Source organism: Stenotrophomonas sp. MYb238, from assembly GCF_009496535.1.
In the GTDB taxonomy this organism is placed as follows: domain Bacteria; phylum Pseudomonadota; class Gammaproteobacteria; order Xanthomonadales; family Xanthomonadaceae; genus Stenotrophomonas.
In genome coordinates, this window is sequence record NZ_WIDL01000012.1 from 111947 (window position 1) to 124812 (window position 12866).

Sequence of the window (12866 nt, forward strand, 5' to 3'; positions counted from 1 at the left end):
ACCCTCTCCGCCGCCGCCTTCATCGCCCGGCTGCCGCGGACAGCCGGGCGATGCCGTCGATGCACCGCTCCCTTCGCGGGAAATGGAGGAAGGCATGACCTCGTTGTACCGCCGCACTGGCCTGCGGGCGCTGCTGGCCCTCTGCACCGCGCTGGTTCCCTTCATCGCCGCCTCCGCGGACCCGCCGCAGCCCGACACGCGCGCGTGGCTGCAGCGGGAAGTCGTGGACGTCGGGTATCCCGGCGCGCGCGTGCTGCTGTGGCACGGTGACGCGGTTGTCCGCGACGAGACGCTCGGGTTCGCCGACATCGCGCATGCGCGGCCGCTGTCCGATGACGCGATCTATCGCATCTATTCGATGACCAAGCCGGTGGTGTCGGCCGCCGTGCTGCGCCTGATCGGCGAAGGCCACGGCACGCTCGACGATCCGGTGGGCAAGCACCTGCCGGAACTGGCGGGACTGAAAGTGATGGGCGTCACCGGCATCGGCCGCGCTCCGGCGCGGGCCCTCACCATCCGCCACCTGCTCACCCACACCACCGGCTTCCCGGTCGGCGACGGCAAGGCCGCGCGCCGCCGCCACGAGGCGAGGCTGGAATACAGCCTCGACCTGGCCGCCTACGTCCAGCGGCTGGGCAAGGTGCCGCTGGAGCGCGAACCCGGCACCCGCTTCGCCTACGACAGCATCGCCACCGAGGTGCTTGGCCGGCTGGTCGAGGTATGGAGCGGGCAACCGCTGCCGCTCTACCTGCACACCACGTTCTTCGTGCCGCTCGGCATGGTCGATACCGGCTTCGAGGTGCCGGCCGGGCAGCGCGACCGCATCGTCGAACTGAGCCGCATCGACGACGAAGGACGGCTGGTGCTGTCCGACGAACCGACCGCGCGGTATCCCGGCACCCGGCCGCGCCCGTATTTCAGTGCGGCCGGCGGCCTGTATTCCACCGCATCGGACTACCTCCGCTTCGCGCGCATGCTGTTGGCGCGCGGTCGCCTGGACGGCCACGAGTTCGTACCGGCCGCGCTGGTCGATGAGATGTTCCGCGACCAACTCGCGCCGATGGGGTTGGCGGTCCCCTACATCGACGAGACGCCGGGGCGCGGCTTCGGCCTGGGCCTGTCGGTGCTGCTCGACCCCGCCGCGCAGGGGCGCGAGGGCGCGGCCGGGCAGGTGGGCTGGACCGGCGCGGCATCCACCGCGTTCGTGATCGACCCGGCCACCGGCAGCATCGGCGTGCTGATGCTGCAACACCTGCCCGGCAGCCACCCGCGCGAATTGCCGCGCGTGGCCCGCGCCTTCTACAACCACCTGCAGCAGGTGATCGCACCGTGACCCCTCCCGCGAGCGTCCTCGTCGCCGGCTCGGCCAATCTCGATTTCGTGGTGCGCGCGGCGCATGTGCCGGCGCCGGGCGAGACCGTGCTCGGCCGTGAATTCCGTACCTTTCCCGGCGGCAAGGGCGCCAACCAGGCGGTGGCCTGCGCGCGCGCCGGTGGCGCCGATACCCGCATGCTGCTGGCGCTGGGCGAGGACGATTTCGCCAAGCCCATCGAGGCCTCCCTGCTCGATGCCGGCGTGAAGCTGCATACAGTGCGCGATGCGCAGCAACCGACCGGCACCGCCTTCATCTGCCTGTCCGACGATGCCGAGAACGCCATCACCGTCGCGCCCGGCGCCAACAGGGCGCTCAAGCCCGGACACCTGCCGCCGCTGGACGGCGTGCAATGGCTGCTGCTGCAGCTGGAAACGCCGCTGGACACCGTGCTCGCCCACGCGCGGGCCGCACGCGCGGCAGGGGTCAGGGTCGCGCTCAACGCCGCGCCGGCGCAGGCGCTGCCGGCCGGGCTGCTGGCCGCGCTGGACCTGCTGATCGTCAACGAAGGCGAACTGGACGTGGTGGCCGGCCACCCGCCGGACCTGGCCACCGGCCTGGCGCGGCTGGACGTGCCCTGCGTGATCGTCACCCTCGGCGCGCGCGGCTGCCTGGCGCGCAGCGAAGGCCGCATCCTGGTGCAGCCGGCGTTCTCCGTCGTGCCGGTCGATACCACCGCCGCCGGCGATACGTTCTGCGGCACGCTGGTGGCGGCGCTGGCGCGCGGGCAGGCGCTGCCGCAGGCGCTGCTGGCCGCCAGCGCCGCGTCCGCGCTGGCCTGCACGCGGCTGGGCGCGCAGGCCAGCATCCCCGATCATGCCGAGGTCGCCGCCCTGCTGGCCGATGCCGCGCGCGTCCCCGGCGCCGACGCCCATGCCGCGCTGGCGGCATGGTGCGCGCCCTGACCCTTTCCGTTTGCCGCTGGATGAATGCCATGACCACGCCGTACACCACGCCCGACTACGACAACGAAGCCGTCGACCACGGGCGCGGGGCGATCACCACCGAATACAGGTTCTCCCACGTCACCACCGGCCGCTACCTGCCCACCCCGGGCAAGGCGCCGGCCTGGCCGTTCGCCGACATCGGCAGCTGGATGATCGACGCCAACGCCAGCGCCGCCGACTGGCTGACCGAGCTGAAGGACTGGCGCCGCGAGCACCTGGTGCGCATCGGCTACACCGACGTGAACTACCGGCGCCCGGAACTGCAGTGGGCGCAGCGCAACTTCGTGCACGCGCAGATGATGGTCGAGGACCGTTACTTCTTCGACGTTGAAACCGCGCAATACACCGTCGACAGGTACCTGGACGACCTGATCGAACGCTTCGGCGGGCTCGACTCGGTGCTGATCTGGTACGTCTACCCGAACATCGGCATCGACGACCGCAACCAGTTCGACCTGGCGCATACCCTGCCCGGCGGCATCGCCGGCCTGAAGGCCGCGGTGCAGGCGTTCCAGAAGCGCGGCGTGCGCGTGTTCCTGCCGGCCAAGCCGTGGGACCACGGCACCCGCGACCCGGGCGTGACGCACTGGGACGGCATGGCCGGGATCATCCAGGCCACCGGCGCCGACGGCATCAACGGCGACACCTTCAACGGCGTGCCGCGCGCGTTCTTCGACGCCTGCGACGCCAACGGCAACCCGGTGGTGGTGCAGCCCGAGTCCACCATCAGCTCGGAAGAGCAGCTGATCTGGAACGTGCAGAGCTGGGGCAAGAAGGCCCCGGACGGCCCGGTGCCGCCGGTGTCCAAGTGGAAGTGGCTGGAGCCGCGCCACATGGTCAACTACGAGAACCGCTGGGGCCGCAACCGCAACCACGACCTGCAGTACTGCTTCTTCAACGGCATCGGCTACAACGCCTGGGAGAACATCTGGGGCATCTGGAACCCGTTCACCGCGCGCGATGGCGAGACCCTGCGCCGCATCGCCGCGATCTACCGCCAGTTCCCGCAGCTGGTGGTGTCGATGGACTGGGAGCCGTACCAGGTCTGCTGCCAGGGCGGCATCTTCGCCAGCAGGTTCCCGGGCGACGGCTTGTGCCTGCACACCCTCGTCAACCGCAACGAATACGCGGTCAACGGCGAGCAGATCGGCCTGCCGCATGTCGAAGGCACCCGTTACTACGATGTCTGGCACGGAGTTGAGCTGTCGCCCGCCGTGCGTGATGGTGTGGCCATCATCGAACTGCCGATGGAAGCGCGCGGCTTTGGCGCGGTGCTGAGCCTGCAGCCGGGTGCCGTGGTCGACGGTCTTGATGCATTTCTGGTCGCAGCCGCCAGGCGCGCCGAACAGCCGCTCAACAGTTTCTCCGGCGCATGGAAGGCGATCCCGCAGCAGCTGCGCGAGATTCCGGCCACCACCGTGCAGGCGACCGCACCGCAGGGCATGGTCACCATCCCGGCCGGCGAGTTCGTGTTCGCCGTCGGCGGCGTCGAGATCGAAGGCTTCAACTGGGCCGGCCAGGACGTGCAGTTCCCGTGGGAAGACTGCCCGCGCCGCCATCACCGCCGGCGCATGCAGATGGCCGCGTTCCACATCGACCGCCATCCGGTCACCAACGCGCAGTTCAAGGTCTTCATCGACGCCACCGGCTACCGCCCGGACGACGCCATCAACTTCCTCGCCCACTGGGTGGACGGCGCGCCGCGCGCCGGCTGGGACAACAAGCCGGTGACGTGGGTGTCGCTGGAGGACGCGCGCGCCTACGCCGCGTGGGCCGGCAAGCGCCTGCCGCACGGATGGGAATGGCAGTACGCCGCGCAGGGCGGCGATGGCCGGCTGTATCCGTGGGGCGACGAATGGGACGCGACCCGCGTACCGCGGGTGAACCGCGGCCGCCGCATCCTGCCGCCGGACGACGTCGACGCGCATCCGCGCGGCGCCAGCCCGTTCGGCGTCGAAGACCTGGTCGGCAACGTCTGGCAGTGGACCGACGAATTCGTCGACGAGCACACCCGCGCGGCGATCCTGCGCGGCGGCTCCAGCTACCAGCCGCAGACCTCGCACTGGTATTTCCCGCAGGCCTACCGCCTGGACCAGCACGGCAAGTACCTGCTGATGGCGCCGGCCAAGGACCGTAGCGGCATGCTCGGCTTCCGCTGCGTGGTGGACGCGGCGTGAGCGCAATCATCGCCAATGGCCAGCGGTTGGCCGCATTGTCCGCGGTGCAGCTCGATGGCGTGTTCGGGCAGATGCTCGCGGCCAACCGCAGCGGTCGGCTGAGCCATTTCATCGTCGATGAGCACAGCCCGTCGATCAGCATCTTCGGCCAGGCGCACAAGCAGCTCAACCAGGAAGGCGACTGGTACGGCGAGCACGCCGGCAAGTGGCTGTCGGCCACCGCGCGCGCGGTCGCGCAGGGCGGGCAGCCGCAGCTGGAAACCAACCTGCGCCGCGTCGCCGACTGGCTGCTCGGCCAGCAGGACGCGGACGGCTACCTCGGCACCTACGCCGCCGACCGCCGCTTCACCGTGCCGCAGCCGCCAAAACCCGAAAGCTGGAACGGCGAACCGGCGCTGCGCACCTGGGACATCTGGACCCACAGCTACCTGATCCTGGGTTTGCTGGAAACCTGGCGTGCGCTGGGCGACGACACCTACCTGCGGGCCGCGCGCCGCATCGCCGACCTGTGCTGGCAGGCGCTGGAATCGGGCATCGACATCACCACGCTGGGCAACCATCACGGCATGTCGGCCACGGTGCTGCTGGACCCGGCCGCCGACCTGTACCTGGCCACCGGCGAGACGCGCTATCTCGCCCTGGCCGAGAAGATCCTGCAGCAGGCCAACGCCAACCCGCGCCTGGCCCTGCTGGACAAGGCGCTGGCCGGCGAGGACGCCGCCTTCATCGCCACCGGCAAGGCCTACCAGCTGTGCTGGAACCTGGTCGGCCTGGCCAAGCTGTACAAGGCCACCGGCAAGGACGACTACCGCCTCGCCGTCGATGCGCTGTGGCACAACATCCGCGCGCAGCACCTCACGCTCGGCGGCGGCCCGTGGGGCGGCGTGGCGCACCGCTCGCGCGAGGTGTTCAACGCGCCGCGCACGTTTTTCCCGCAGGCCTACGTGGAAACCTGCTCAGTGCTGGCGTGGATGCAGCTCAACCGCGAGCTGCTGGCGATCACCGGCCATGCGCGGTACGCCGAGGAGCTCGAGCGCAGCGCCTACAACGACCTGCTGGCGGCGATGGCGCCCGATGGCCAGGACTGGTGCTACTACACCTTCCCCAACGGCAGACGCGTGCACACCACCTACTGGCGCTGCTGCAAGTCCTCCGGCGCGATGGCGGTGGAAGAGCTGCCGCAGGTCGCCTATGGCACCGCCGCCGACGGCAGCCTGCGGGTGAACCTGTACGGTGCCGGGCAGGCGACTTTGCAGCACGCCGAGGCCGGCGCGGTGACGCTGCGGCAGCAGACGCGCTATCCGTTCGATGGCCACGTCGCGCTGCGGGTGACGCCCGAGAACCGCGCCACCTTCGGCATCGGCCTGCGTATCCCGGCCTGGGCCGAGGACGCGCGCATCCAGGTCAACGGCGTCGACGTGCCGGTGCAGGCGGGCGCGGACGGCTTCGTGCAGCTGTCGCGGCAGTGGCAGGCCGGCGACATCGTCGCCGTGGCGCTGCCGATGCGGCCGCAGCTGCAACGCGCGGCCAACATCAACGTGCAGGAGTCGCGCGCGCCCGACGGTTCGCCGGTGGCGCAGGAAGTGCTGCGCTGGGAATACGTCGGGCTCACCGTCGGCCCGCTGGTCTATGCCACGCCGCTGATCGACGGCTACAAGACCGAGGAAACGGTGAAGCTGCCGGCCGGCGTTCCATCGACGTGGCTGCGGGTGGGCGAGGACCGCGGCGAAGGCGCACCGGTGACGATGCAGCTGCAATGCCGCGCGCCGCTGGTGTTCGAACCCTATTACCGCTGTGGCGGCCGCGGACACGGTGCGTGGCGGCTGAGCTGGCTGTCGCTGGCGCCGGCGGAGTGAAGGCGCCAGCCTGCGCTCCATTCATCGTCTTAGGTCCTCGCTGAAAATACCCGCACGGTATGTTTCTTCCCGGCAACGCGAAGGAAACTGCAATCAAGGAATCGAGTGCACCCCATGTCAGGAAGCCACAGCCCCTCCCCCTTCGACATCGCCCGCCGCGACGGCGCCGCCGGCCCGCTCAGCGGCGTGCGCGTGCTCGACCTGAGCGCCTACATCGCCGGCCCCTACGGCTGCACGCTGCTGGCCGACCAGGGCGCGGAAGTGATCAAGGTGGAGCCGCCGGCCGGCGACAACCTGCGCAAGTATCCCTCCACGCTGGAAGCGGAAAGCCGCGCCTTCCTCGGCGTCAACCGCTCCAAGCGCGGCGTGGTGCTGGACCTGAAGCAGCCCGACCAGCGCGCCGTGCTGATGCGGCTGGTGCGCGAGGCCGACGTGCTGGTGCACAACTTCCGCCCCGGCGTGCCGGCGCGGCTGGGCATCGACTTCGACAGCCTGCAGCGGCTCAACCCGCGGCTGGTGTACTGCGCGGTCACCGGCTACGGCGAGACCGGCCCGTTGCGCGACAAGGCCGGCTACGACCAGGTGCTGCAGACCATGACCGGCATGTGCGCGATGCAGGGCAAGCCCGGCGGCGCGCCGGAGATCCTCTACGGCTCGGTGGTGGACTACTACGCCGCCGCGCTGGTGGCCGCGGGCGTGTCCTCGGCGCTGTACGAGCGCGAGCGCAGCGGCGAGGGCCAGTACGTGGGCGTGTCGCTGCTGCGCAGCGCGCTGACCATGCAGTCCGCGCGCATGATCTGGGCCGAGGGCGAGCCGGAAGCGGTCGGCCGCGACATGCGCTCGGGCGGCGTCACCGGCATCCACCCGACCGCCGACGGCTGGCTCTACATCTCGGCCAACACGCCGCATTTCTGGCAGGCGCTATGCGAGAAGACCGGCCTGCCGGAACTGGCCAGCGATCCGCGCTACGACACCGTGCGCAAGCGCGCCGCGCATTCGGACGAACTGCTGGCGCGGCTGCACGCCGCGCTGGCCGCGCGCAGCGCGCTGGAGTGGGAGGCGCTGTTCGGCGAGGAGGTGCCGTGCGCGGCCGCGCGCAAGGTCGAGGACATGTTCGAGCATCCGCAGGTGCAGGCCGGCGACATGATCGCCTCGCTGCCGCATCCGGTGCTGGGCAGCTACCGCGGCATCAGCCGCCCCATCGTGTTCGGCCGCACGCCCGGCCCGCAGCCGTTCGCCGCGCCGGTGTTCGACCAGGACACCGCCCACGTCGTCGCCAGCGTGGCGGACGACGAGGACGCATCCGGAACCGGGAGCGCGCCGTGAACCCGTCGAAACTCGCACAGCTGCGCGGACTGTCGGTGGTCGTCGCCGATACCGGCGATTACGACGCCATCAAGCGCCTGCGTCCGGTCGACTGCACCACCAACCCGACGCTGGTGAAGAAGGCCCTCGACCTGCCGGTCTACGCCGGGCTGATCGAGCGCGAGCTGGAATGGGGCCGTGCCCAGGCCGGCGAGCGCGATGAAGTCGCCAAGGCCGTGGTCGACCGCCTGACCATCGGCGTGGGCACCATGCTGGCCGAACTGGTGCCGGGCCGTGTCTCCACCGAGGTCGATGCCGACCAGGCCCACGACACCGCAGCCACCATCGCCAAGGCGCGCCAGTTCATCGCCATGTACGAAGCGGCCGGCGTGCCGCGCGGCAAGGTGCTGATCAAGATCGCCGCCACCTGGGCCGGCGTGGAAGCCACGCGCGTGCTGCAGGCCGAGGGCATCGACTGCAACCTGACCCTGATCTTCAACCCGACCCAGGCGTTGGCCTGCTCGGAAGCCGGCGCGTTCCTGATCTCGCCGTTCGTTGGGCGCATCCTCGACTGGTACGTCGCCAACGGGCAGGCGCCGGCCAGCATCGACGAGGACCCGGGCGTGAAGTTCGTGCGCGGCGTGTACGCCGAGTTCAAGCGCCGTGGCTCGCAGACGGTAGTGATGGGCGCCTCGTTCCGTTCGACCGCGCAGATCGAGGCGCTGGCCGGCTGCGACCGCCTGACCATCTCGCCGGACCTGCTGGAGAAGCTCGACGCCGACCTGGGCGAGCTGCCGCGCAAGCTCTCGCCACAGCCGGCCGAAGCGGTCGACGCCGCTGCGATCGATGAAGCGAAGTTCGACGCGGACATGGCCGCCGACCCGATGGCGACGGAGAAGCTGGCCAGCGGCATCGATGCCTTCGCCCAGGACCTGCACTCCCTGCGGCAGCGCATCGCCGCCCGACTCGCCTGAGGCCCGCCATGACCCCGCCGCGCACCCCGCTTCCGCTCCTGTTCGCCGCCGGCCTGTGCCTTCTGGCCGGCGCCTGCGCCGCGCCGGCCGCGCGCCAGGCGGTTCCCGAGATCCGCCCGGGCGTGGCCCGCGGCTATCTGCAGACGGAGCAGCTGCCGGACAGCATCGCCCTGCTGCCGCCGCCGCCTGCACCGGGCTCGGCCGCGTTCGCGCTGGACGAGCAGGTCAACCAGGCGCGCACGCTGCGCGGCACGCCGCGCTGGGAGCAGGCCATTGCCGACGCCAACCTGCAGTTCCCCGAAGCCGCGTCGATCTTCGCCTGCGCCATCGGCACCCGCATCGACGAAGCCGGCATGCCGCGCCTGTACGGCCTGCTGCGCCGCACCCGCACCGACGCGGCGGTGGTCAGCGATGCCGCCAAGCACCGCTACAACCGCACGCGGCCGTTCGTGGCCAACGGCGAGCCCACCTGCACGCCGGACAAGGAAGCCGGGCTGGCGGAGAACGGCTCGTATCCGTCCGGCCATACCTCCATCGGCTGGGCCTGGGCGCTGATCCTGGCCGAGCTGGCACCGGACCGCAGCGACGCCATCCTCGCCCGCGGCCGCAGCTATGGCGAAAGCCGGCTGGTGTGCAACGTGCACTGGCACAGCGACGTGCTGTCCGGGCGCTTCATGGGCTCGGCGGTGGTCGCACGCCTGCATGCCGACCCGCAGTTCCGCCGCGACATGGATGCCGCCCGCGCCGAACTGGCCGCGGCGCGCGCGCGCGCCGGCACGGCGCCGGCCGGCTGCGACGCCGCCGCCGCGGCGCTGGCGCAGCCGCTGCCGGCCGCGGCCTACTGATCGCCGCAGTTACGCTACCGGTCGCTCTCTCCCCTCCTCCGGTATCGCTGCGACCGGGCCGCCATGGCCCGGTCGTTTTTTCCGTTTCGCCGGCCTGGAAACCGGGCTGGAATCGCATCCCACGCGCATGTCCGCCGGCCGGCGGACATGCATGGCGGGACTCCGCTCCACCGTGGAAGGCCCGCCTGGCCGTTGTGCGGAGTTCCGCATCGGTCCTCCGCGTTTCGTGCTATCGGCAGGCACCCCGCCCTCAAGACCATGACAGAGGCGCCATTGCGTCCTTTGCCGCCGCAGCGCGTGCGCGGCCGACACACTTCGGGGAGGGGATATGAGGGTTTCACGGAAACGCAGCATCATCGCCAGCGCCATCGCCGCCGCGCTGCTGCCATCGCTGGCGATGGCGCAGGAAACGGCGACCGCCGACACCGCCAGGTCGCTGGACAAGGTGGAAGTCACCGGCTCGCGCATCAAGCGCACGGAGATCGAGGGCATCGACCCGGTGCTGGTGGTCACCGCCCAGGACCTGGAACACCAGGGCTTCGCCAACGTCTACGACGCGCTGTCGAACCTGTCGGTCAACACCGGCATCTTCGTCGGCGAGGAAAGCACCAACAACTTCAACGCCAACGCGCAGGCGCTGAACCTGCGCGGCTTCGGCCCCGGCTACACGCTGGTGCTGCTCAACGGCCGCCGTGTCCCGGTGCTGCCCAAGCCGTCGGGCGGGGTCGGCGGCAACGTCACCAACCTGGCGATGATTCCCACCTCGGCGGTGGACCGGGTCGAGATCCTGACCAGCGGCGCGTCGGCCATCTACGGTTCGGACGCGGTCGCCGGCGTGGTCAACGTCATCCTCAAGGACCGGATCGACGGCACCACCGTGTCCTGGCGCCACGGCGACACCGTGCATGGCGGCGGCCGCTCCGAGCGCGCCACGCTGACCACCGGCTTCGAGTCCGGCGACACCCGCGTCAGCGCCGGGCTGGAATGGGACAAGCGCTGGCCGATCCGCGGCGACCAGCGCAGCTGGTTCGCCTCGCCCGACCGCTCGCCCGACCCCGAGTACCGCGAACCGACCCAGGTGATGTCGTTCTGGGACCGCACCACCGGCTGGGACCTGCTGGACATCGGCAACCGCTGCGGCACGCTCGGCTACGACGCCGTGCGCCCGGGCTGGGCCGGCGAAGGCAGCGAGCAGTACTGCGGCGACAACGATTTCGACAGCTACACCGTGCGCAACGGCCGCAAGCGCCTGTTCGGCTTCCTCAACCTCAGCCACCAACTCGGCGACCACGAGCTGTACGCCACCGCGCTGTCCACCCGCTCGCGCGCCGACGCCGGCCTGTACCGCTACGGCTTCGCGGTGGACTACGAAGTGGTCCAGGACATGCAGGCGCCGGTGCCCGAGGCGACGGCGTGGCGGCACATCTACCGCACCTTCCGCAATTCCGAGTTCACCGGCAGCAACCAGTCGTTCAAGGAAGACAACGACGTGGTGATCGCCGGCATCCGCGGCACCGTGGGTTCGCTGGACTACAGCCTGAACTACAACTACGGGCGGTACCGCTACCGCGACAGCGTGGACCGCTTCAACGACCAGGCCATGCTCTCGCTGCTGTTCGGGCAGCAGGGCCGCGACTGGACGTTCCCATGGGCCGGCAGCCGCTGGGTGCGGGTCGGCCGGGACCGGCTCGACGGCAACCTGCTGCCCGATGGTGACCTGGATTTCTTCGGCGCGCTCACCCCGGACCAGTTCCGCGAGGCGATGTACACCTCGGTCGGCGACGGCCGCTCCACCTCGCAGGCCTTCACCGCCGACCTGTCCGGCGCACTGTTCGAGCTGCCGGCCGGGCCGCTGGCCTTCGCCGCGGTGGCCGAGGCCAACCGCGACAGCTACCGCTTCATCACCGACCAGCCCACCGTGGACGGCGAGATCTACGGCTGGAGCGGCATCCGCGGCCAGGGCAAGCGCAACCACTACGCGCTGGGCACCGAGTTCTCGGTGCCGCTGCTGGCCGCCGGCTCCGGCTTCGGCCAGTGGGACGCCAAGCTGGCCGCGCGCTACGACTACTACGACGATGCCTCCGACGTCGGCGGCGCCTTCACCTGGCAGGCCGGCCTGAGCTGGCGGCCGTCGGACTGGCTGCTGCTGCGCGCCTCGCATGCCACCTCGTTCCGCGCCCCGGACATGCACGTGATGTTCGCCGAGCGCAGTTCGTCCTACACCAGCGCCGTGGATTACCTGGCCTGCGTGGAAGGCGAAGGCCTGGCGCGCGGCGCGAGCTGGCAGGGCTGCGGCGAGGAATACGGCACCGGGTCGATCCGCCAGTACTCCGAGGGCGACCCGGCGCTGCGCGAGGAAAAGGGGTCCAGCGACACCATCGGCCTGGTCGCCCAGCTCGGCGCCAACCACTCCTTCAGCCTGGACTGGTACAGCGTCGAGCTGAACGACCAGGTCGGCGTCATCGGCGCCGACGCGGTGCTGCGCTACGCCGCCGAATGCACGCTGGGCTACGACACGCAGGGCCTGGACGTGGACGCCGGTTCGCCCAAGTGCCAGGCCATGCAGGCGCGGGTGGAGCGCGGCGGCCGCAACGACAGCGTGCTGTCGGTCATCACCAGCCCGTTCAACACCGGCATGTACCGCCAGGACGGCGTGGACATGACCTGGAACTCGAGCCTGCCGACCGACCACTGGGGCCGCTTCTCCGCGCGCATCGGCTACACCCACATCCTCAAGACGCTCAGCCGCTACCTGCCCGAGGACGAGGTCGAGAACATCCGCGACCGGCAGTGGAACAACGAATTCCGCACCCGCTCCAACATGACCCTGGGCTGGGACTACAAGCGCGTTTCCAGCTACGTGCACGTCAACCGGCTCGGCTCCTCGCCGGTACGCTGGGCCAACGGGTACGAGCGCTTCAAGCCGTGGACCACGCTGAACCTGTCGCTGGGCTACCGCGCCACCGACGCGCTCTCCTTCAACCTGGCCGTGGTCAACGTGCTGGACAAGAAGCCTTACCGCCATGCCTCGGAGAAGTGGTGGCCGTACGCGGACATCAGCAAGTACAACCCGGCCGGCGCCGAGTATTTCGTCACGGTCGAATACCGGCTCTGAGCAACGCCTTGGGACATCTCCCGGTACAACAGCCACCGTGACAGGGTCACGGTGGCTGTTTTCCTTTCAGGGGGATTGCACGGCGGAAGCCGGGATCGAAATCGTGCTTTCCCTGCGGTACCCGCCAGCAGGCGCGTGACGCGGCAACGCGGCTCGTTCAACCTGGCCGTGGTCAACGTGCTGGACAGGAAGCCTTACCGCCACGCCTCGGAGAAGTGGTGGCCGTACGCGGACATCAGCAAGTACAACCCAGCCGGCGCCGAGTATTTCGTCAC

8 protein-coding genes are annotated in these 12866 nt (G+C 70.3%); all 8 read left to right on the forward strand.

Going from position 1 to position 12866, the window contains the following annotated elements; genetic code table 11:
- Positions 1 to 94: 94 nt before the first annotated feature.
- The 8 genes from CQ393_RS18235 to CQ393_RS10070 all read left to right on the forward strand — a co-directional run bounded on the left by CQ393_RS18235 (position 95) and on the right by CQ393_RS10070 (position 12591).
- The gene (locus tag CQ393_RS18235; protein WP_228114419.1) at positions 95 to 1333 is read left to right on the forward strand and encodes a serine hydrolase domain-containing protein; all 1239 of its coding nucleotides are present in this window, start codon (positions 95 to 97) and stop codon (positions 1331 to 1333) included.
- Complete coding sequence (locus tag CQ393_RS10040) at positions 1330 to 2277, forward strand: ribokinase (RefSeq protein ID WP_343199920.1); 948 nt, start codon at positions 1330 to 1332, stop codon at positions 2275 to 2277. Before CQ393_RS18235 ends, CQ393_RS10040 begins: the two co-directional genes overlap by 4 nt.
- A gap of 29 nt (positions 2278 to 2306) precedes the next feature.
- Positions 2307 to 4496 (forward strand): SUMF1/EgtB/PvdO family nonheme iron enzyme, encoded by a 2190-nt coding sequence (locus tag CQ393_RS10045; protein WP_153191415.1) that lies wholly within the window; start codon positions 2307 to 2309, stop codon positions 4494 to 4496.
- The gene (locus tag CQ393_RS10050; RefSeq protein WP_343199921.1) at positions 4493 to 6352 is read left to right on the forward strand and encodes a beta-L-arabinofuranosidase domain-containing protein; all 1860 of its coding nucleotides are present in this window, start codon (positions 4493 to 4495) and stop codon (positions 6350 to 6352) included. Before CQ393_RS10045 ends, CQ393_RS10050 begins: the two co-directional genes overlap by 4 nt.
- A gap of 114 nt (positions 6353 to 6466) precedes the next feature.
- On the forward strand, positions 6467 to 7678 hold the full coding sequence (locus CQ393_RS10055) for a CoA transferase (protein WP_153191416.1): 1212 nt from the start codon (positions 6467 to 6469) through the stop codon (positions 7676 to 7678).
- Positions 7675 to 8631 carry a transaldolase gene (locus CQ393_RS10060; RefSeq protein ID WP_343199922.1) on the forward strand — a complete coding sequence of 319 codons (957 nt, stop codon included), beginning with the start codon at positions 7675 to 7677 and terminating at the stop codon, positions 8629 to 8631. The genes CQ393_RS10055 and CQ393_RS10060 overlap by 4 nt, the downstream gene beginning before the upstream one ends.
- A gap of 8 nt (positions 8632 to 8639) precedes the next feature.
- Positions 8640 to 9476 (forward strand): phosphatase PAP2 family protein, encoded by an 837-nt coding sequence (locus CQ393_RS10065; protein ID WP_153191417.1) that lies wholly within the window; start codon positions 8640 to 8642, stop codon positions 9474 to 9476.
- Positions 9477 to 9804: 328 nt separating this feature from the next.
- Complete coding sequence (locus CQ393_RS10070; protein ID WP_153191418.1) at positions 9805 to 12591, forward strand: TonB-dependent receptor; 2787 nt, start codon at positions 9805 to 9807, stop codon at positions 12589 to 12591.
- Positions 12592 to 12866: the final 275 nt, after the last annotated feature.

Coding starts and splice junctions, on each gene's coding strand:
- CQ393_RS18235 (WP_228114419.1), top strand. CDS start 95: ATGACCTCGTTGTACCGCCGCACTGGCCTGCGGGCGCTGCTGGCCCTC.
- CQ393_RS10045 (WP_153191415.1), top strand. CDS start 2,307: ATGACCACGCCGTACACCACGCCCGACTACGACAACGAAGCCGTCGAC.
- CQ393_RS10055 (WP_153191416.1), top strand. CDS start 6,467: ATGTCAGGAAGCCACAGCCCCTCCCCCTTCGACATCGCCCGCCGCGAC.
- CQ393_RS10065 (WP_153191417.1), top strand. CDS start 8,640: ATGACCCCGCCGCGCACCCCGCTTCCGCTCCTGTTCGCCGCCGGCCTG.
- CQ393_RS10070 (WP_153191418.1), top strand. CDS start 9,805: ATGAGGGTTTCACGGAAACGCAGCATCATCGCCAGCGCCATCGCCGCC.